Source organism: Octadecabacter dasysiphoniae (assembly GCF_021532615.1).
GTDB lineage: Bacteria > Pseudomonadota > Alphaproteobacteria > Rhodobacterales > Rhodobacteraceae > Octadecabacter > Octadecabacter dasysiphoniae.
This window is the reverse complement of sequence record NZ_JAKGAQ010000001.1, coordinates 834051-854796: the sequence shown is the minus strand read 5'-3', so window position 1 is coordinate 854796 and position 20746 is coordinate 834051. Positions and strand designations below refer to the sequence as shown.

The 20746-nt window shown below is 56.8% G+C and carries 15 protein-coding genes; 7 read left to right on the top strand and 8 right to left on the bottom strand.

Going from position 1 to position 20746, the window contains the following annotated elements:
* Position 1 precedes the first annotated feature (1 nt).
* The 4 genes from L0664_RS04215 to L0664_RS04200 all read left to right on the top strand — a co-directional run bounded on the left by L0664_RS04215 (position 2) and on the right by L0664_RS04200 (position 4248).
* Complete coding sequence (locus L0664_RS04215; protein WP_235224372.1) at positions 2-1723, top strand: peptide ABC transporter substrate-binding protein; 1722 nt, start codon at positions 2-4, stop codon at positions 1721-1723.
* A 64-nt stretch (positions 1724-1787) separates the two neighbouring features.
* Positions 1788-2168, top strand: a complete 381-nt coding sequence (locus L0664_RS04210; protein ID WP_235224371.1) for a hypothetical protein — start codon at positions 1788-1790, stop codon at positions 2166-2168.
* 150 nt (positions 2169-2318) lie between these two features.
* A complete protein-coding gene (locus L0664_RS04205) occupies positions 2319-3341 on the top strand; it encodes an ABC transporter permease (RefSeq protein WP_235224370.1) in 1023 nt (340 codons plus the stop codon).
* Positions 3334-4248 carry an ABC transporter permease gene (locus tag L0664_RS04200; RefSeq protein WP_235224369.1) on the top strand — a complete coding sequence of 305 codons (915 nt, stop codon included), beginning with the start codon at positions 3334-3336 and terminating at the stop codon, positions 4246-4248. Before L0664_RS04205 ends, L0664_RS04200 begins: the two co-directional genes overlap by 8 nt.
* Positions 4249-4335: 87 nt before the next feature.
* Here the strand turns inward: L0664_RS04200 and L0664_RS04195 are convergent, their stop codons facing one another.
* The gene (locus tag L0664_RS04195) at positions 4336-5616 is read right to left on the bottom strand and encodes a DUF3422 family protein (RefSeq protein ID WP_235224893.1); all 1281 of its coding nucleotides are present in this window, start codon (positions 5614-5616) and stop codon (positions 4336-4338) included.
* A 370-nt stretch (positions 5617-5986) separates the two neighbouring features.
* Here L0664_RS04195 and L0664_RS04190 point away from each other — a divergent pair, with 370 nt between their 5' ends.
* Positions 5987-6526 carry a pseudouridine synthase gene (locus tag L0664_RS04190; protein WP_235224368.1) on the top strand — a complete coding sequence of 180 codons (540 nt, stop codon included), beginning with the start codon at positions 5987-5989 and terminating at the stop codon, positions 6524-6526.
* Here the strand turns inward: L0664_RS04190 and L0664_RS04185 are convergent.
* The 4 genes from L0664_RS04185 to L0664_RS04170 form a co-directional block, all read right to left on the bottom strand.
* Positions 6523-7029: an aggregation factor core protein MAFp3, isoform C gene (locus L0664_RS04185; RefSeq protein ID WP_235224367.1), complete on the bottom strand. Its 507-nt coding sequence runs from the start codon at positions 7027-7029 to the stop codon at positions 6523-6525. The two genes, L0664_RS04190 and L0664_RS04185, sit on opposite strands and share 4 nt — an antisense overlap.
* Positions 7030-7139: 110 nt before the next feature.
* Complete coding sequence (locus L0664_RS04180; RefSeq protein ID WP_235224366.1) at positions 7140-8579, bottom strand: NAD(P)(+) transhydrogenase (Re/Si-specific) subunit beta; 1440 nt, start codon at positions 8577-8579, stop codon at positions 7140-7142.
* Between the two features lie 13 nt (positions 8580-8592).
* Positions 8593-10164 carry a Re/Si-specific NAD(P)(+) transhydrogenase subunit alpha gene (locus L0664_RS04175; protein WP_235224365.1) on the bottom strand — a complete coding sequence of 524 codons (1572 nt, stop codon included), beginning with the start codon at positions 10162-10164 and terminating at the stop codon, positions 8593-8595.
* Between the two features lie 120 nt (positions 10165-10284).
* Positions 10285-10734: a methyltransferase family protein gene (locus tag L0664_RS04170; protein WP_235224364.1), complete on the bottom strand. Its 450-nt coding sequence runs from the start codon at positions 10732-10734 to the stop codon at positions 10285-10287.
* A gap of 170 nt (positions 10735-10904) precedes the next feature.
* Here L0664_RS04170 and L0664_RS04165 point away from each other — a divergent pair, with 170 nt between their 5' ends.
* The gene (locus tag L0664_RS04165) at positions 10905-16757 is read left to right on the top strand and encodes a Hint domain-containing protein (RefSeq protein ID WP_235224363.1); all 5853 of its coding nucleotides are present in this window, start codon (positions 10905-10907) and stop codon (positions 16755-16757) included.
* 83 nt (positions 16758-16840) lie between these two features.
* The gene (locus L0664_RS04160; RefSeq protein WP_235224362.1) at positions 16841-17164 is read left to right on the top strand and encodes a hypothetical protein; all 324 of its coding nucleotides are present in this window, start codon (positions 16841-16843) and stop codon (positions 17162-17164) included.
* Here L0664_RS04160 and L0664_RS04155 read toward each other — a convergent pair.
* From L0664_RS04155 to L0664_RS04145, 3 genes are all read right to left on the bottom strand, one after another.
* Positions 17161-17934 (bottom strand): gamma-glutamyl-gamma-aminobutyrate hydrolase family protein, encoded by a 774-nt coding sequence (locus L0664_RS04155; protein ID WP_235224361.1) that lies wholly within the window; start codon positions 17932-17934, stop codon positions 17161-17163. The two genes, L0664_RS04160 and L0664_RS04155, sit on opposite strands and share 4 nt — an antisense overlap.
* A gap of 88 nt (positions 17935-18022) precedes the next feature.
* The gene (locus L0664_RS04150) at positions 18023-18451 is read right to left on the bottom strand and encodes a GlcG/HbpS family heme-binding protein (protein ID WP_235224360.1); all 429 of its coding nucleotides are present in this window, start codon (positions 18449-18451) and stop codon (positions 18023-18025) included.
* A gap of 107 nt (positions 18452-18558) precedes the next feature.
* On the bottom strand, positions 18559-20706 hold the full coding sequence (locus L0664_RS04145) for a malate synthase G (RefSeq protein WP_235224359.1): 2148 nt from the start codon (positions 20704-20706) through the stop codon (positions 18559-18561).
* Positions 20707-20746: the final 40 nt, after the last annotated feature.

The window sequence follows — 20746 nt, the reverse complement described above, 5'->3', positions numbered from 1 at the left end:
CATGAAAAAACTATCAGCCCTAATGGGCGCCACCGCACTGGTGGCTTGTGGCACGGCAGCGATCGCTGACGGCCATGAAGGTGAGCGCGGCCGCGACGGCCAGCTCAACATCATCTATTGGCAAGCGCCATCCACGTTGAACCCGTATCTGTCGGGCGGCACGAAAGAAGTTGAATCCGCATCCCTTGTGCTGGAATCCCTTGGTCGCTTTGACAACACTGGCGCGTTGCAGCCCTGGTTGGCGGCCGAGATTCCGACCGTCGAAAACGGCGGTGTTTCCGAAGATCTGACATCTATCACATGGACCCTCAAAGAAGGAATCATGTGGTCTGATGGTTCCGCGTTGACTGCCGCTGACGCAGTGTTCACATGGGAATACTGCACCGCTGAAGGCGGCGGTTGTGCACAGGTTTCCTATTTTGATGGTGTTGAATCCGTCGAAGCCGTGGATGATCTGACCATCAAGATCACATTCGACGCACCAAAGCCGTTCCCGTACACCGCTTTGGTCGGGTCTGAATCCCCGATCATTCAGGCGGCACAGTTCGCAGAATGCATGGGTGCAGCAGCGCCAACATGTGTGGACGCCAACTTTGGCCCCATCGGCACGGGCCCGTTCGTGGTTGATGACTTCAAAGCCAACGACGTGATCCAGTTCTCGGCCAATGAAAACTTCCGCACGGCTGGTCAGCCTGCGTTCTCTACCGTGTTGTTCAAAGGGGGCGGCGATGCTGCTGCTGCCGCGCGTTCGGTTCTGGAAACAGGCGAATTTGACTACGCTTGGAACCTCCAGATTGATCCGACCGTTTTGGCGGACATGGAATCTGCGGGCCTTGGTACAGTTGTCACCGGTTTCGGTACATCTGTTGAGCGTCTGCACCTCAACCAGTTCAACCCGGATGCAGCATTGGGCGATGATCGTTCAACAGCCGCTGCCGGTGCGCATCCGTTCCTGACTGATCCGATCGTCGGCGAAGCATTGTCGCGCGCGATTGACCGCGAATTGCTTGTTGAAATCGGCTACGGCGCTGGTGGTAAAGCGACGTGTAACGTCCTGCCAGCCCCTGCTGTCTATGCCTCAACTGCAAACGATGCTTGCCTGACGCAAGACATCGCATTGGCCAACCAGCTTTTGGATGATGCGGGCCACATGGACACCGACGGTGACGGCATCCGTGAATACAACGGCACGCCGATGAATGTCCTTTACCAGACATCCACGAACGCCGTGCGTCAGGACAGCCAAGCGTTGATCAAACAGTGGTGGTCTGAAATCGGTGTCGGCGCTGAATTGCGCAACATCGACGCGTCCGTGTTCTTTGGCGGCGATCCTTCGTCCCCTGACACGTTCCAGAAGTTCTATGCTGACATCGAGATGTACACCAACAACTTCGCTGGTGTGGACCCCGAAGCCTACATGGCCAACTGGAAGTGCGACGACATCCCAAGCCCCGAAAGCCAGTGGCAGGGTGCCAACATCCAGCGTTTCTGTGATCCAGCCTACGACGCCCTTGTCGATCAGCTGGCCACAACCGCTGGCATCGAAGCCCGCGCAGAGATCGTCAAGCAGCAGAACGACATGCTGATGCAGTCCTACTCGATCATTCCACTTGTGCACCGTGGCGGCGTATCTGCCCACGCGAACACACTTGGCGGCATCGAGATTTCCGATTGGGACTCCGAGCTGTGGAACATCGCAACTTGGTACCGCATGGGCGAGTAATCGCTTTTCGTGACAACGGGGTGGGCAGCGATGCCCACCCTACCCTTTTCAGGACCCGATTTTCATGCAGCCCAAATCATTTCTTTTGATTGCACTTCTCGCTCCGCAAACTGCGGCGGCGTTTGGCGATCTGGACTGTATCACAATCGAATCTTGTGAAAACGGCGGGTGCGGCCCGCGGGTTGAACCGTTCGCGGTTATGTTCGACTGGTCCGATGAAACCGCCACGGTTGAGGCCGTTGACGTTCAGGACACTCTTGCATGGACATTCACCGGCGAAAGCGAAGATCGCCTCGCGTCTGTGCTGGAATACGGCGACCTGACCGAAACCGAGAGCCTGCTGCGCATTGAGGCCAGCGGTTTAGACATCACCGCCTATTACACATTCAAAACCCCCAGCGTCACCACATGGGTCGCCACTTGCGATGTCAGGAAAGCAGCATGATGCGCGCACGTCTTTTTACCGTGCCCCGTGGCTTAATAGGCTGCATGACACCTGCCCGCGACACCGGACCCAGCACGATCTGCACGACAATCGGGGCACGCATACAGTGATCCATAATCAATCAGTTACGTCCCATTTCAGAGGTACCACATGCTGACCTACACCTTCAGGCGTTTGCTGACGGCCATTCCGACGCTGATCCTGATCTCGCTCATCATCTTCTTGCTGCTCGACCTCGCGCCCGGTGATCCGACGGCGTCCCTGCCGCTGACGATCCCGCCGGAAGTGCGCGAACAGATCCGCCAGTCTCTTGGCATGGGCGAACCTGTGCATATTCGCTACCTGTTGTGGCTCAAGCAGATGATCTGGTCAGAACCCTTGTTCTATCTGTCTGAATCCATTGGCTGGATTGATGCACCGGACGAAGCGCGCCTGATCTCATGGCAAACCCGCGCGCCGGTTCTGGACACGGTTTTCGAACGCCTGCCCCAGACTTTGATGGTCGTCGGCCTTGCCTACGTGGTTGGCGTGCTGATCGCCCTGCCCATCGGCATTATTTCGGCCTACAAACAATATTCGGTGTTCGACCAAGCTGGTACTTTCGTGTCCATGATCGGCTTTTCGATTCCGCCATTCTTCAGCGGAGTTCTAATGATCATCCTGTTCACAGTGATGATGCCCAAGGACAGCTTTTGGTGGTTCCCGTCGATTTACGACACAACGCTCGTCATCGACAGCTGGGAGGCCTTCGGCAAACAAGTGCGCCAGATGGTCTTGCCTGTGATGGTTCTTGCCTTGCAAACAACGGCGCAAATCAGCCGCTTTATGCGCGCCTCAATGCTCGACAACCTCAACCAAGACTACGTCCGCACCGCCCGCGCCAAAGGCATGACCGAAAGCGTCGTGGTTCTGAAACACGTGTTGCGCAATTCCATGATCCCCGTCGTGACCGTGATCGCCCTTGGCATTCCGGCGATCTTCGGCGGCGCGATCATTACCGAACAAATCTTTAAGGTAAACGGTATCGGCCAGCTGCTGATCGTGTCCATCCAAGGGTCCGACGTGCCCATGGTGCAAACGCTGACCTTCATCTTCGCGGTGCTTATCGTGTTCTTCAACCTGATCGCCGATATCCTCTACGGCATCCTAGACCCGAGGATCCGCTATGACTGATCAATCCATCGACACCCGAGATTCCGACGTTGCGCGCAACCAATGGTGGGACGTCTGGGACCAGTTCAAAACCCACAAAGGCGCCGTTATGGGGGCGGGTTTCTTTATCTTTATTGTGCTCGCCGTTTATGTCGGCCCTTACATCTGGTCGATCGACCCGACCTACATCGATGTGCGTGCGCGCAACCAAGGCCCCACATGGGCGCATCCGTTTGGCACAGATCAATTGGGCCGCGACATGCTTGCGCGGATGATGGCCGGTGGGCAAACTTCGATCTCGGTCGGCCTGACTGCCATGGCGTTGGCCCTGTTCCTCGGCACGCTTGTCGGCGTGTTGGCCGGATATTTCAAACGGATCGATGGGTTGCTGATGCGCCTGACGGATTTGTTCCTTGCCCTGCCGCTCCTGCCGTTGCTGTTGGTCATGGTGATGTTGTTCCGCCAACCGCTGTCATCCTCCTTTGGTCCTGAAACCGGCATTTTCATTCTGATCGTCACAGCCATCGGTATCACCAGCTGGATGCCCACAGCGCGCATCGTGCGCGGCGATGTGCTGGCACTGAAAGAACGTGAATTTGTCCTTGCAGCGCGCAGCATCGGCACAAGGCCCGGCCGCATGATCCTGCGCCACGTGCTGCCCAACGTCATGTCCCCGATCATGGTGTCCGCCACCTTGGGCATTGCAACGGCGATCATCACCGAAAGCGCGCTGAGCTTCCTTGGCTTGGGCTTTCCGCCGGACTTCCCGACATGGGGCCGCCTTTTGTTTGATGCGACAGACTTCATGCAACAGCACCCGGAACGCGTGATGTGGCCCGGCCTCGCCATCAGCCTCACGGTGCTGTCCGTGAACTACATGGGCGATGGTCTGCGCGATGCGCTAGACCCCCGTATTCGCGGCCTGTAACACCGGCATCTTTTTGAAATCAGTTTGGGGGGTGCGGGGGGCTTGCCCCCGCACCTGTCGGATGGGCGCAACCCATTCGAAACATGGTTAGTCCAATGCTTTTCGGATTTGGCGTACCATCAACCAAACAAGCCCGATCACCAAAGGTGTCAGGATCGCCTTCATCGATTTGTCACCAAGCCCAACGTCCGCAGCAAACGGCAGCGCGACATTGGCCGCCAAATTCACCGCGTAATATGAAATTGCAACGATCGACAAACCCTCAACCGTCTTTTGCAACCGCAGCTGTAAATCTGCGCGACGGTCCATGCTTTCCAGCAACGCCTTGTTCTCTGCAGATCGTTCAACGTCCACGCGGGTTCGCAACAAATCCGACGCGCGGATAGCACGGTCTGCCATCGCATCCAGCCGTTCTTTGGTACTGGCAACCGTGCGCATGGCGGGATCAAAACGGCGCATCATGAATTCGCCAAACGTCTGGCGCCCCTCAAAACGGTCTTCGCGCAACACAGTGATCCGTTGATTAACGATCTTTTCATAGGCCATCGTCGCCCCGAACCTGAAATTCGATTGCGCGGTCAACGCTTCTAATTCGCCAGACACCTGTAGCAATGATCCCAGCGTTGCCTCGGTCTGCTCTGGTGCACCAGACAGCGCTTTGGTCAATCCCGACAGGCGGATATCCAACGCGCCCATTGTTCCGCCCAACTGCCGGCACCGCGAAAACCCCAACATTGCCATCGCCTTGTATGTCTCGATTTCGCACAGCCGCTGCACAATGCGACCGACGCGGCGTTCGCCGGCTTCGGGACGTGAAAACACCGCAAAGCGCATGTGCCCCGCCGGATCGATACGAAAATCCGCCGCCACCACCGCGTCGTTGTCCAGCACCCGGCTTACGGCGACACTTTCGGGCACGAACCAATCCGCGACCTTCTCTGTGATGCCATCGTCGCCCGACTGCTGCTCGACCCGCAGTAATGCGGACGTGATCCGAAGGCCCGGGGCGCTTGCCAACCAATCCTCTGGGAACATCGCGAAAGTGCCTGCATCAAATGGATCTTTGGCCGATCCTTCGCCAAAGATCGTATAGGTCACAAATTCCGTGTGGCTTTCCCACTTCAACAAATGACGCCCGATTTGGCCGAAGTAATGCGTTGCGCCCTCCTCGGGGTGCGGGGCGGCGTAATGATCCAGCAAAGCCTTGAGGTGCGCGACATCCGCACTGCGATCACGCCCCACCGCATTCTCCCCCGCCTTGATCGCAAGGTATGCCGCGCGACACGGCGCATCGAGCGTCGGGAACGGGCGCGCATGGAGTTCATTGGCAAGGCTGTAACGCAGCGGGTGGTCTTGGATCGGGCTCATCAGGGCTTCCTTGGGCATTCCGTTGCTTCAATAGCTAGCCAATCCTGCGATGCAGTAAAGGAAAAACATCGAAAAACCATAGGGTTAGCCGCGTACAACGGTATACAACGCCTGCCACACGCGGGAAACGATTGCATCATTTGCACCGAAAGCACGGCGATAATCGCCCAGAAGCTGTTGAAACCAACAGACTAAAACAGTCACTTTCGCTGGGCATGCCATCGGCGCCCCCAGCATCCCCCTCCTCTTCTTTGGTTTATAAATATTCCCGCCGGAGGCTGCAAAATTCGAAGAATTTTGCCCCCGCGCGCGGCACGCGCAGATCGCAAGATCTCTTTCCACCACGCAACCCACGCGCTAGGTAGCGCCCATGACGACAATTTTATTGAACAAACCTTTCGGTGTCCTGAGCCAGTTCACAGACGCCAAATCGCCAACCCAACGTCCCACATTGTCCGGTTTCGATTTGCCCAAGGGCGTGTATGCGGCCGGACGATTGGACCGTGACAGCGAAGGGCTGTTGGTGCTGACGGATGACGGAAAACTTCAGGCACGCCTGTCTTCCCCAAAGTTCAAGACACCAAAAACCTACCTCGTTCAGGTTGAAGGTGATCCGACAGATGCGGACCTTGCGCCGTTACGATCCACTATAACGCTTAAGGACGGGCCGACCCGTCCCGCACAGGTAAAGCGTATTGAACCGCCCCCTTTGTGGCTGCGCGATCCCCCCGTCCGCGTGCGAAAATCTATCCCCGACACATGGATTGAGGTAACGATCCACGAAGGCCGCAACCGCCAGGTGCGCCGTATGTGCGCCCATATCGGCTTCCCGTGCTTACGGCTGGTGCGCTGGTCGGTCGGCGCGTGGACACTGGACGATATCGGTCATGGCCAGTGGCGGGCCGTCTAGGCTGTGCAGGCGGCCAAAATCACGCGGGCGGCACCTGTGTCATCAAATGCAGCTTCGGCCATTGCGTCGCCACCATTGACCAAGACCATCGCCCCCGCCATTTCAGACCCGTTCACCGTGATTTCGCGCCCGCCGCCGGTGTCATCAAGATCGATGGTAAAGCGTACCTCGTCCCCTTGTGCCATCGCGGCCAGGTCCAGCGACAATGTCTGATCCCCGTCGCGCACAGCACTGGCGCCTTGCACAAAATCCGCGCCTGACACCAATTCAAACGGTTGAAAAACCTCTACGCCACCACCGGCATCAGTAACGTCAAAGATCAAACCAATCGGGGCTGGCGCCAAATCTATCGTCAGGACCATCGGGCCTGTGGCGCAGCTGCCCAAGTTTGTTATCGTGAACGTATCTTTGGGTGCACCATCGCGAAATGTCACCTGCATATCTGCCTGTGCCGTTCCCGCTGTTGCTGCCAGAAGGCCGGCCATCAAAATCCCACGCATCATGTTCTCCTGCTTCTTGTCACACGTTAAGATGGGGCATTACCGCGCAATAGCCACAAAAAAAGGGCCACAGTGTTCACTGCGGCCCCTTTTCTTTCACTTGAAGGCAAACGTTAGTCGATCTTGCCCAGCAGCGCATCCAGCGATGCCTTGGCATCCCCGTAAAACATGCGCGTATTTTCTTTGAAGAACAGCGGGTTTTCGATACCCGAGTAACCCGTGCCCTGCCCGCGTTTGGAAACGAACACCTGCTTGGCTTTCCAGCATTCCAGAACCGGCATGCCCGCGATCGGGCTGTTTGGATCGTCCTGTGCGGCGGGGTTTACGATATCGTTAGACCCGATCACGATCGCCACGTCCGTCTCGGGGAAATCATCGTTGATCTCGTCCATCTCCATGACGATGTCGTAGGGCACTTTGGCTTCGGCCAGCAGCACGTTCATATGGCCCGGCAGACGCCCGGCAACGGGGTGGATGGCAAAGCGCACGTTCTTGCCTTTGGCGCGCAAACGGCGGGTCAGTTCGGCCACGTTTTGCTGGGCTTGCGCCACGGCCATACCATAGCCCGGAATGATGATGACGCTGTCTGCTTCTTCCAGCGCGGTTGCAACGCCGTCCACATCGATGGCGATCTGTTCCCCTTCGACGGCCATCTGTTCACCCGCGGGGCCACCAAAGCCGCCCAAGATAACAGACACGAACGAACGGTTCATCGCCTTACACATGATGTAGGACAGGATCGCACCGGAGGAGCCAACCAACGCACCGACAACGATCAACAGGTCGTTCCCGAGAGAGAAACCAATCGCCGCCGCGGCCCAACCGGAATAGCTGTTCAGCATGGACACAACGACGGGCATGTCCGCGCCGCCAATCCCCATGATCAGATGGTAGCCGATAAACAGCGCCGCCAGCGTCATGATGAACAGCGGGAAGAACGCGCCCGAATTGAAATACATCAACAGTGTAACCGCAGAGATCGCTGCGGCTGTGATGTTCAGCAGGTGCCCCCCGGGCAGCTTTTTCGCCGCCGAGTCCACTTTGCCCGCAAGCTTGCCATAAGCGATGATTGAACCTGTGAACGTGATCGCACCAATGAAAATGCCTAGGAACAATTCGACCCGCAGGATCGCCAGTTCAACGCCGGTCTTCTTAGCAATAAGCGATGCAAATGTGCCAAGCTCAGCGAGGTTGGCGTTTTCTGCAATCAAACCCGCAACGCGCACCATTTCGAAATGCGCGATAAAGCCGACGAACACTGCCGCAAGACCCACAAGACTGTGCATCGCTGCAACCAGTTCGGGCATCTGGGTCATCTGCACTTTGGTCGCCAATTGATACCCGATGGCGCCACCACCCGCGATCAACAAGATCGAAAGCAACCAATAGCCAGACCCCGGCCCGACCAGCGTTGCCGCCACGGCCAAGGCCATACCAACGATGCCGTACCAGACCGCGCGTTTGGCGCTTTCTTGGCCTGAAAGACCACCCAGTGAGAGAATGAAAAGAACTGCTGCAACGACGTAAGCTGCTGTTGTGAAACCGAATTCCATGTCGCTCGCTCCCTTAAGATTTCTGGAACATGGCGAGCATCCGCCGTGTCACGAGGAAACCCCCGAAGATGTTGATACCGGTCATAAACACCGCAAGGCCCGCAAGCAGAATAACGAGGAACGACCCCGATCCGATCTGCATAAGCGCGCCAAGAATGATGATCGAAGAGATTGCGTTCGTCACCGCCATAAGCGGTGTGTGCAAGCTGTGCGCGACGCCCCAGATGACCTGAAAACCGATAAAGATCGACAACACAAACACGATAAAGTGCTGCATGAATGACGCAGGCGCGACAAGGCCGATGGCCAACAGCACGGCCGCACCCACCGCGATCAATGTCACTTGTGATTTTGTCTGTGCCTTGAAAGCAGCTGTTTCGGCCGCGCGTTTTTCTTCCGGCGTCAGTTCAACGACGGCCGCCTTTGGCTTGGCCGCAATCGCCTGAACTTTCGGAGGCGGCGGCGGGAACGTGACCTCTTTGGCGTGGGCGATGGTCGCCCCCCGGATCACGTCGTCTTCCATGTTGTGATTGATTACACCGTCTTTTTCGGGCGTCAGGTCGGTCATCAAATGGCGGATGTTCGTGGCGTACAATGTTGAAGACTGCGCCGCCATACGTGACGGGAAATCGGTGTAGCCGATGATTGTGACGCCGTTGTCAGTGACGATTTTCTCGTCCTTGACGGTCATCTTGCAATTGCCGCCCTTTTCAGCGGCGAGGTCGACAATCACAGAACCGGGTTTCATGGATTTGACCATGTCCTCGGTCCAAAGCTCGGGCGCTTCGCGGTTCGGGATCAGGGCCGTCGTGATAACGATGTCCATGTCCGGCGCGATTTCACGAAATTTCGCCAATTGCGCAGCGGCAAATTCGGGGGAGGACACAGACGCATAGCCGCCCGTTTCCGCGCCGTCCTTTTGATCTTCTTCAAAGTCGAGGAACACGAATTCCGCGCCCATGGATTCAACCTGCTCTGCCACTTCTGGCCGCACGTCGAAGGCATATGTGATTGCACCCAGTGATGTGGAAGTGCCGATCGCGGCGAGGCCAGCGACACCCGCGCCAACAACCAGAACCTTAGCTGGCGGGACCTTACCCGCCGCCGTGATCTGACCCGTGAAAAAGCGCGGAAAGTTATTTCCTGCTTCAATAACAGCGCGGTAGCCTGCGATGTTGGCCATGGACGACAGCGCGTCCATTTTCTGGGCACGCGAAATACGCGGGATCATCTCCATGGCAACAACAGTCGCGCCCTTCTTGGCGGCGGCGGCCATCTTGGCCTCGTCGGCGACGGGGCTAAAGAAGGAAACCACTGTCTGGCCTTCGGACAAACGCTTCATTTCGCCGTCATCGGGCACGCGCACTTTGGCGACGATATCGGCGGCCTTCCAAAGTGCAGCGGCGGTTTTGACAACCTCAACGCCTGCGTCTTTATAGGCTTTGTCGCTGAACCCGGCAGCCGCACCGGCCTTGGTTTCGATCACACATTCATGGCCGAGTTTCTGGAGTTCAAGCGCTGAGGCCGGCGTCATCGCAACGCGGTTCTCACCCTCGAATAATTCCTTTGGCGTGCCGATTTTCATGACCGTCCCCTTCTAAATCGCAGTTATTGAAAGGGTTATAGCCCGATGTCAGGATTAACAAGAGGAAGGCGGGCCTGCATGGCCATGCTAGCGCTAACGCATGCTTTGGGGGACGTTGCGTTAAATCCAACGCCGTGTTTGTTGGGTGTAGCGGTGGAATTCCTGACGGAATTTGCGGCGCAAACGGTCTTCTTCGGGGATGATAAACCGTTTCTCAAACACCCATAATAGCACCGGCACAAGGGGCAGCGCGACAGGTGCGTCCCAACGCAGGATGAACCCCGCCAAAAGCAGCGCATCACCAAGATAAATCGGGTTTCGCGTGCGTTTGAAAATCCCGGTTTGAACCAGGTTGTTCGCGTCCAGATGCGGTATCACAGTAGTCTTCTGGCGGCGCATTTCCATCACCGCAAGCACCATCAAAATAAGGCCTGCGCCAATCAAAACGGCGGCAATGAACTGGGCCAGCGGATGAACAAGGCTAAGGCCCCATGGCTGGACCAGCCCCAGCCAATACGCAGCACCCAAAGCGGCAATCAACCAAACGGGAGGGATGTCGATCCATTTCATGGTGTGTTGGTGCCACCAAAGCCTCACAAGCTCCAGCCGATTGTTTCCAAATTGTAAATTTACGCCAGTTTTCTGCCACAAACTGACCCTGCTTTGCCCACACACCAAACCCAAAAACGCCTCTCTCAATGGCTAAACACGGCCCTGAAACGAGAGCAGGAGTTACGAGTATGCCGACCCCATTGACGTTAAATTGGTCCCAAGAAACTATCACTTCGGGTGGCTTCACCCAAGATACCGGGGGCATCAATGTCGGCGTATCCTTTGTCAACGATGGCAGCGCGACGGACTTTTCAAACAGCACATCTTCGCAATACACCGAGTCCGGCGAAACGTTCTCAACGAGTTCTTCCTTGCGATTGGTCGGCGACGGTAACGACGGCACGGCAGGCGATGAGCAGACATCAACAACGACAATCGATTTCAGCGCGGCAAGCGGGTCCGGCTTCAGCTCGGAAGTTGAAAACGTCGCTTTTCGCATCAATGACTTTGATACCAGTTCCTGGATCGATGTTATCACCGTACGTGCCTATGACGCGAACGGCGGCCTGATCGATGTTTCCCTGACATGGAACGGATCAACGACGACGGGCACGAACGCCTCCCTGACCTCAAATGTGGCCAACGGATCGGCGGCAACGCAAACCGGATCCATCCTTGTCGAGATCGCGGGCCCGGTGTCCTACCTCGAAATTGATTACGACAACAACGGTACAGGCGGCCAAGCCCTTTGGGTAACCGATGTACACTTTGACGCGATTGATCTGGATGGAACCGTTGAAGGATCTGCCGGCAATGACGTTATCGATGACACGTACATTTTGGACCCTGACGGCGACAAAGTTGATGCGGGCGACGAAATCCTTGCGGGTTATGGCACCGATGGCGATCTGATCGAAGCATATGGCGGTAATGACACCGTTCTTGCAGGTGCGGGTGATGACAGCGTTTATGCGGGTACGGGTACTGACAGCGTATCCGGCGGAACGGGCAATGACACCGTGTTCCTTGAAGAAGGCAACGACACGTTCGGCGATTGGTTCACCGAGGACGGCAGCGACACGATCTATGGCGGCAGCGGCAATGACACAATCAATTCCGGCAATGACTCCGACACCATTTTCGGCGGTGCTGACAACGATGTACTGATTGGTGCATCCGGCGACGACACGTTGTTTGGCGGCACGGGTTCGGATGAATTCCAGATCACCGACGACCACGAAAGCGACGTCATTGAAGGTGGCGAAGACGGTGACGGATCCGACGTCGACATCATCAACTTCTCAAACTTTGAGTCGGATCAGGGCGTTACCGTCACCGCGACGGGCGACGAGACAGGGACATATGCCTTTAACGATACTGTCGGTGATGGATCCTATTCTGAAATCGAAGGGTTCATCAGCAACGAAGGCGATGACACTTTCAATCTGGGTGCAGACAACAGCGGCGTTCTTGTTGACACGTTTACAGGTAATGACACCATCACAACCGGCAGCGGCGATGACACCATCGACGGTGGTCAGGGCGAAGACGTTTTCAATACAGGGGCTGGCAATGATCAGGTCAATCTGGGCGAAGACAGCCCCGGAGTGTCTGACGGCGATGCGGATGTTATCATTCTGCAAGATGGGTTCGGCGATGACATCATCACCAACTTTGACGCACCAACGGCGAACGGCGATGGCACCTTTACGGGCATCGACACGCTAGAGGTTTCAAATCTGACAAACGGCACAGTCCCGGTGAACACCAATGATGTGACCGTCACAGATGACGGGTCCGGCAATGCTGTTCTGAATTTCCCCAACGGTGAAAGCATCACACTGGATGGTATGAGCCCGACGGATGCGGATAACCCGTTCTATCTGAACGCCATCGGCATCCCCATGCTCGACGGTACAGTCAGCGGCACATCCGGCGCAGATATAATTGACGGCACGTATGCAGATGATCCCGATGGTGATTTTGTCGACAACAACGATGCAATCTTGGCGGGCGATACCGGCGATGACGATCTGATCTTCGGATATGAAAACGACGATGTGATCCTTGCGGGTGCGGGTAACGACGAAGTCTATGGCGGCGATGACAATGACACCATCACAGGTGGCGCGGGCGATGATACGCTGTTTGGCGGCACCGGCGATGACACGTTCTTTGTCGGCAGCACGGACGGCGCCGACACGATTGAGGGCGGCGAAAACGTTGGTGATACAGACACGTTGACCTTCACAGACAGCAATGGCCCGGATGGTGTGGACGTCGTGATGACGGGCGATGAATCCGGCACATATTCCTCTGCCGTGGACGGCGCGTCAGGTTCGTTTTCCGAGATTGAACAGATCAATTTGACCGATCAGGACGACAGCTTTGACGGTGCAGCCGCCACTAGCGGCAATACCATAGACGGCGGCGACGGCGAAGACGTCCTATCCGGTTCGGCCGCGTCCGACAGTTTCGATGGTGGTGCAGACAACGACATCATCAGTGGCCTCGGCGGTGAGGACACAATCGAAGGCGGTGACGGCGACGACATCATTGCGGGTGACGCGACAGCGCCAAGCAGTGCGACGCTCGCGGGGGAGGCGGGCCAGTTATATCTGGATGTTGCCAACGTCGCGTCCGGGTCTGAAACTGGGACGCCAGGTGACGCACAAGCGGGCGACAGCGTTGTATTCAACGACGCGGCCACCCTGCCCGACGGCACCATTGTGTCTGTCAAAGTGACTGTCGTGTCGATCAGCGATCCTGATGTCACTGTTGATCTGACCGAAAGCCAAGCAGGCGCACCTTTGCGCGTTAACGGAAATGGCGATGCGTCCAACGCGGGTGCAGAAGTCCAGTTCAAGCTCGAGTTCTTTGATCAGGCGACGGGCCTGCCCATCACCATCAGCGGCGAAGCCACCGTAACAGACATTGATGACAACGCCGGCGCTGGCGAAGAATACGTTAGTTTTTCGGACGGTGATGTCACTGATTATACGGTATCGCCGAGTTCAAGCATCACACCGTCTGTCAGTGGTGGCACTGTTTCGGGGACGGGCACAACGACCAACAACGCTTCGGATGAAACAGCGTGGTTCGGCGTTGGGTTCGACAATCTGAGCGAGCTGAACATGACCGTTGGTGTTGTCGAAAACACAGCGAACTACGGCTTTAGCGGACAAGACATTACCGGTGGCATCACCACAACCGTTGACGGCGGCGCGGATGATAGCCTTTCGGGTGGCGCGGGTGATGACGTCATCTATGGCAACGGCGGCGATGATATCATCGACGGCGGCGCGGATGATGACACGTTGTATGGCGGGTCCGGTCAGGACACGATCACAGGCGGCACGGGATCTGACACGATCATCGGTGGTGCGGATCAAGACGCGATCTATGGCGGGCCGGGTGATGTGGTCGACGGCTCCGAAGATGGGGTAGACAACGACACGCTCTATGTCGAAGGCGCGATCAACATCATTTATGATGTCGGCAACCCTGAAAACGGTGTCGTCGAATTCGCCAGCGGCCCGGACTTGGTGTTCACCAATATCGAAAATGTGGTCATGACCAACGACGGTACCGTCAGCGGAACCGCGGGTGATGATCTGATCGACGCCAGCTACACTGGCGACACGGACGGTGATCTTGTTGATGCCAACGATGCCATTTTGCCCGGTGACAGCGGCAATGATGATTTGATCGAAGCAGGTGCTGGTAATGACAGCATAGAAGCTGGTGCTGGCGCTGACGAAATCTATGCCGGTGCTGACGACGATACGGTTTCGGGTGGCACAGGTGCTGATACTTTGTTCGGCGAAGGCGGCAACGACACCCTATATGACGATGGCGGCAGCGATACGGTCTATGGCGGCGCGGGCGATGATATCATCGGCGGTGCGTCGGGCACATTGTCCAGCGGTTCTGACACGCTGTTTGGCGGTACGGGTGATGATACGATCTTTATCGGCAACGGCCAGGACGAGGCCTACGGCGGTGACGATGCGGACACATTCACATCGCGCGGTTCGGGCTTTGACAAAATCGTCGAAGGTGGTGAGGGCGGCGACGATGACGATACGCTTAGCTTTGCGGATGAAACCGACGCGGCCGACACAATTGATGTGTCGTTCACCGGTGATGAGGCAGGTGTCGTAGACATTCGCGGGCAAACCGTCACGTTCTCCGAGATTGAAAATATCGTCGGCACACAAGGCGACGACAGCTTTGACGCCACCAATGCATCAACAGGCACCAATATGTCTGGCGAAGCAGGCGATGACACATTTACCAGCGGTGAAGGCGATGACACGCTGGATGGTGGTGATGATCGTGACACGTTCTTGGTTCAAGACGGGTTTGGAAATGACACCATCATCGGTGGCCAAGGCGGTGACAACTACGACACGCTTGACCTCAGCGGGCTAAGCAACCCGGTCAACGTGGTCTTCACGGGCCCCGGCGCGGGTACTGTCACGGATACGGTCACGGGCGACGTTATTACGTTCTCCGAGATCGAATTCCTGGTCACGACAGACCAAGCCGACACCGTCGATGCGACGCTGGATGACGGGTACACCTATGTGAACACGCTTGAGGGCGCGGATACCTACACTGGATCGGATGGCGACGATGTCGTTGATGACGAAATGGGTGCCCCTAACGGCGGCGGCAACGACACCTTCTTTGGTGGCGGCGGCAATGACGAAATCTGGGCGGGTAATGATGACGACACCCTGTTTGGTGGCACCGGAAATGACACGCTGAACGGTGAAGACGGCAGCGATATCATCCAGATTGGCGACAATGACGGCACGGACATCGTCGTTGGTGGTGAAGATACCGGCGACAACGACGTTCTCGAACTCGACGAAGACGGGTCGGGCCAAGGCGTTACCGTCACCTACACCGGTGATGAAGCTGGCACATATGACTTTGACGGCACAACCGGCGAAGGCACGTTTTCTGAGATCGAAACGCTGGATGGCACAAGCGAAGACGATACCGTCAACGCGGGTGCGGACACTGGCGGTGTCACGATCCTTGGCAATGAGGGTGATGATAGCATTGCGGGTGGGTCCGGCGATGACGACATCTTTGGCGGCGCGGATAATGATACGCTTTCGGGCGGGGCTGGCGCTGACACGATCAGCGGTGGAACCGGCGATGACACGATCACCTTTGCTGAAGGCGATGATGTTACAGGCGGCAGTGGCGACGATCTGTTCGTCCTCGAAGATCTGGGCGAACCGACAAACGGCACAATCACCATCGACGGCGGGTCTGGCGATGAAACGCCTGATCCGGATGGCACGGGGCCGCTTACGGGTGGAGATACGTTGCAATTGGGTGGCCTCGCCAATCTGACGCAGGCGGTCAAAGACACCTTTGTTGATGATGGCACTGGCAGCTTCTCTGGCTCTGTGACGCTGGACGATGGTACGATCCTGAACTTCTCAGAGATCGAAAACATCATCTGCTTTACGCCCGGTACACGCATTGCCACGCCCAAAGGGCTGATTGCGATTGACGATCTTGAGGTCGGCGATCTGGTGGTCACCCGCGATCACGGGTTGCAACCAATTCGTTGGATCGAAGGGCGCACGGTGCCTGCGATTGATCGCTTTGCGCCTGTGCGTATTCGCCAGAACGTGCTTGCCGGACAAGATCGCGATTTGATCGTTTCGCCACAGCACCGCGTTCTGTTCCAAGGTTATCGCGCCGAATTGCTGTTTGGTGAAACCGAAGTTCTGGTTTCTGCCAAGCATTTGATCGATGGGATGGACGTGACCCAAGACGAAGCCGAAATGGTCACCTATGTCCACATGCTGTTTGACCAACACGAGGTGATCTACGCCGAAGGCGCCGCCACCGAAAGCTTCCACCCCGGCGATGTTGGTTTCACCGCTGTTGGCAATCAGGCCCGCGAAGAATTGTTCGCGATCTTCCCTGAATTGCGGTCTGATCCGAAGTGTTACGGCAATACGGCACGCCGCTGCCTGAAAGCACACGAGGCGCAGCTGATCCGGCTTTAACATCCGTTCTTGATTACAAATGTGGGGTGGGCCAGTGTTCGAGACAGCACTGGCCCTTTCCTATTTTGCATCGGAGATTTCATATGCGTGCGCTTTTCCTGATCCTGCCGTTGATGGCCCTACCCGCATGCGAGATGGCCGCGCCGCAACAAGCCGTGCCAGCGGCCGCAGATGTCGCGGTGCCAATTCCGATGGACCCGGGCACGATGCAATGTGCGCTACTGTCAAATTCCAACGCCCTTGCAGCGGCGTCAGACTGGGCAATGGGGCGCGCCCGTGCCGCTGCCCTGTCAGGCCGGATCGCAGGTGTGCCGGATCAGGCGACTGTCACGTCAAATCTGGCGCGCTATTGCAGTGCGAATGGAAATGACACCGTTCGAAGTGCCGCAGCCCAGATCGGGTTTTAGGCGCTTTTGCGGACTGGTGCAGCGCGCATGGCCCACGCCCGCGCCGCGTCCCCGAATGCTTCGAACAACGGTTTTGACACCGGATCAATCCCCGCATTCCATTCAGGATGCCATTGGACAGACAATGTAAATCCGGTGGCATCTTTGATATAGATGGCTTCCGGGGTGCCGTCAGGGGCGTGGCCATCAATGACGATGCGATCACATGTGTCCATGATCCCCTGCCCGTGCAATGAATTGGTCAGCACTTTGGTATCACCCCAAAGGCGATGAAACGGCCCGCCTTCGGTCAACGTCACAATGTGGCGCATCGCGAACTTTTCTTCGATTGTTCCGTCTGGCGGCATACGGTGGTTATCACGCCCGTCCAGATCGCGAATTTCGGGGTGAAGCGTGCACCCCATGGCGACCGCAACTTCTTGAAATCCGCGACAAATGCCAAGGATCGGCTGGCCACGTTCCACACATCTGCGGATCAGTGGCAGTGCAATACCGTCACGGCCAAGATCAAATGTGCCATGCGCCTCTGTTTCGTCATGGCCGTATTCGCTGGGATGCACGTTTGGACGGCCTCCGGTGAACAAGAATCCGTCGCACACATCCATCAAGTCATCGATATCGACAATCGCGGGATCGGTGGGCACGATCAATGGCAGTGCACCGCAGACTTCGGCAACGGCCACCGAATTCATCTCACCGACCGCGTGAACCGGGTACTCATCATTGATGAGATACAGGTTACCGATAATTCCAATCACAGGTTTGCGCATAGTGACTCCCTTTGACAGGTATTTAGCAAGCAAACACGCGCACGCAAAGCTTTCGTGCGAACACGAGGTCCTGCTTCAACGCACAGAGTTAAATTTCTGCCAACAAATTGGCCGCTTCGATGCCCGCAACAGCACAAAGTGCATCATTTTCAGATGTATCACCCGTCACACCCACAGCCCCGATGATCGCACCGCGTTTGTCGCGCACCAGAACACCGCCCGGAACCGGAATAAGCTGGCCGTCATAGGCCGCATTTGCTGCGGCGATAAAATAGGCCTGCTGTTCGGCGCGTGCCATTTGGGCCGTGCCCGCCATGCCAAGCATCACCGACCCATAGGCCTTACCATGGGCGATCGCGTAGCGGCCCGGCGCAGCACCGTCTTCTTTTTCAAACGCTTTCACATGGCCGCCGGCGTCCAATACGATGACCGCTAAAGGCTTCAGGTCAAGCTCGCGGCCTTTTGCAAATGCCTTGCGGATAATTGTCCGCGCTTTGTTCATCGAAATCTCGGCCATGTTGTTGTCCTTTTTATGTGTGTCGCTCAGATCATCTGAGGCTTGTTCTTGTCACGCCCGCCGGGGCTTACACGCAATATGGGGCCAGCGTTGCCAATCCGCACCCTTTAGGCGTTACGTTGGGCCTTCAACTCCAAACGGCGGCGATGCAGGACCGGCTCTGTATAACCGGACGGTTGTTCGCGACCACGAAACACCAGATCGCTCGCGGCTTGAAAGGCGATGCCGTCAAAATCAGGCGCCATGGGGCGGTAGCTGTCGTCGCCCGCGTTCTGACCATCAACCACCACAGCCATCTTGCGCAGCGCCTCAAGTACCGTGGCCTCATCCACAACGTCGTGGTGCAACCAGTTGGCGATATGTTGTGCTGAAATGCGGCAGGTCGCGCGATCTTCCATCAGGCCGACATTATTCATGTCTGGCACCTTGGAACAGCCCACGCCGCTGTCGATCCAGCGCACCACGTACCCCAGAATACCTTGTGCGTTGTTTTCAACTTCGCGCTGGATTTGCGCATCCGTCCAACCCCGGAACCGCGCCACAGGAATATCCAGAAGTGATTGAAGGCTGCTGCGATGCCCCCCCTTCTTGAGCATGTCCTGAACCGCAAACACATCCACCTTATGATAATGCAGCGCATGTAGTGTTGCGGCTGTCGGGGATGGCACCCACGCACAATTGGCGCCCGCGCGGGGGTGTTCGATTTTCTGTTCAATCATCGCAGCCATGGCGTCGGGCATGGCCCACATGCCCTTACCGATTTGGGCCTTGCCAGACAGCCCGCATTCAAGACCGATATCGACGTTCTGGTTTTCATAGGCCGTGATCCAGCCCTTCCGTTTGATGAAATCTTTGCGGCTGAACGGCCCTGCTTCCATGCTGGTGTGGATTTCATCGCCCGTGCGATCCAGAAAACCGGTGTTGATAAAGGCCACACGCGATTTGGCAGCGCGGATACATCCCTTGAGGTTGGCCGACGTGCGGCGTTCCTCATCCATGATCCCGACCTTGATCGTGTTCGCGGGCAGCCCAAGCGTGTTTTCCACATGGGCAAAAATGTCGTTGGTAAAGGCGACTTCTTCGGGTCCGTGCATTTTTGGTTTAACGATGTAGACCGATCCGTGCACCGAATTGCCGCTGTCGCGTGCAAGGTCGTGTTTTGCGATCAGGGTGGTGATCATGGAATCCATCAACCCTTCGAACGCTTCATTCCCGTCGCGATCCAGAATGGCGGGGTTTGTCATCAGGTGGCCGACATTGCGAATCCACAGCAACGCGCGTCCCTTCAGCGTCAAATCGCTGCCGTCTGGTGCCGTGTAAGTGCGATCATCGTGCAGTTTGCGCGTGATGGTCTTTCCGCCTTTTTCCAGCACGGCCTCAAGATCGCCGCGCATCAGGCCAAGCCAGTTGGAATAGGCCAAAACCTTGTCTTCGGCATCAACACAGGCAACGGAATCTTCGCAATCCATGATGGCCGACAACGCGCTTTCAAGACGGACATCCGCAAGACGGGCACGGTCATTCGATCCGATCACACTGTCTGCATCAAAGACCAATTCGACGTGTAGCCCATTGTTTTTCAACAAAATCGTATCCGGTGCGCTGGCGTCCCCGGTGTAGCCTGCGAACTGACCCGGTGACATCAGCGGCTTGCCATCAACCATCAGTTGCCCGTCATCGACCGCATAGGTGCTCACGTCGCCATGCGATGCGCCAGCGATCGGGAAGGCATCATCAAGAAAAACACGTGTGCGGGCCACAACACGGCTGCCGTGGCCGCGATCATACCCCTTGCCATGCGGTGCGCGCCCCATGGCATCCGTGCCATAAAACGCATCATACAAGCTGCCCCAGCGGGCGTTCGCAGCATTCAGCGCAAAGCGGGCATTTGTGATTGGAACCACCAATTGAGGCCCCGCCACGCTTGCGATTTCGGGATCCACGCTGGCAGTATCGATGGTGAAATCCTCGCCGTGGGGTACAATATATCCGATGTCGCGCAAAAATGCGTCGTAGGCGACTTCATCATGGGCTTGCCCAGCGCGTGTCGTGTGCCAGTCATCAATCTGGCTTTGGATTGCTTCGCGTTTTTCCAGCAGATCGCGATTTTTGGGGCCGAAATCATGGACCAGCGCACTAAAGCCGTCCCAAAACGCATCCGCGGCGACGCCTGTGCCCGGCAATGCCGTGTTTTCGATAAATTCAGCCAGTTCAGCGGCCACTTGGAGGCCAGCGCGATCAACACGGTTTGTCATGAAACGTCCCTTTTGCATGCCGTTGCGTACGGCGTTTGAA

Coding starts and splice junctions, on each gene's coding strand:
- L0664_RS04215 (WP_235224372.1), top strand. CDS start 2: ATGAAAAAACTATCAGCCCTAATGGGCGCCACCGCACTGGTGGCTTGT.
- L0664_RS04210 (WP_235224371.1), top strand. CDS start 1,788: ATGCAGCCCAAATCATTTCTTTTGATTGCACTTCTCGCTCCGCAAACT.
- L0664_RS04155 (WP_235224361.1), bottom strand. CDS start 17,934: ATGCGCAAACCTGTGATTGGAATTATCGGTAACCTGTATCTCATCAAT.
- L0664_RS04160 (WP_235224362.1), top strand. CDS start 16,841: ATGCGTGCGCTTTTCCTGATCCTGCCGTTGATGGCCCTACCCGCATGC.
- L0664_RS04150 (WP_235224360.1), bottom strand. CDS start 18,451: ATGGCCGAGATTTCGATGAACAAAGCGCGGACAATTATCCGCAAGGCA.
- L0664_RS04145 (WP_235224359.1), bottom strand. CDS start 20,706: ATGACAAACCGTGTTGATCGCGCTGGCCTCCAAGTGGCCGCTGAACTG.
- L0664_RS04200 (WP_235224369.1), top strand. CDS start 3,334: ATGACTGATCAATCCATCGACACCCGAGATTCCGACGTTGCGCGCAAC.
- L0664_RS04165 (WP_235224363.1), top strand. CDS start 10,905: ATGCCGACCCCATTGACGTTAAATTGGTCCCAAGAAACTATCACTTCG.
- L0664_RS04195 (WP_235224893.1), bottom strand. CDS start 5,616: ATGAGCCCGATCCAAGACCACCCGCTGCGTTACAGCCTTGCCAATGAA.
- L0664_RS04185 (WP_235224367.1), bottom strand. CDS start 7,029: ATGATGCGTGGGATTTTGATGGCCGGCCTTCTGGCAGCAACAGCGGGA.
- L0664_RS04190 (WP_235224368.1), top strand. CDS start 5,987: ATGACGACAATTTTATTGAACAAACCTTTCGGTGTCCTGAGCCAGTTC.
- L0664_RS04170 (WP_235224364.1), bottom strand. CDS start 10,734: ATGAAATGGATCGACATCCCTCCCGTTTGGTTGATTGCCGCTTTGGGT.
- L0664_RS04205 (WP_235224370.1), top strand. CDS start 2,319: ATGCTGACCTACACCTTCAGGCGTTTGCTGACGGCCATTCCGACGCTG.
- L0664_RS04180 (WP_235224366.1), bottom strand. CDS start 8,579: ATGGAATTCGGTTTCACAACAGCAGCTTACGTCGTTGCAGCAGTTCTT.
- L0664_RS04175 (WP_235224365.1), bottom strand. CDS start 10,164: ATGAAAATCGGCACGCCAAAGGAATTATTCGAGGGTGAGAACCGCGTT.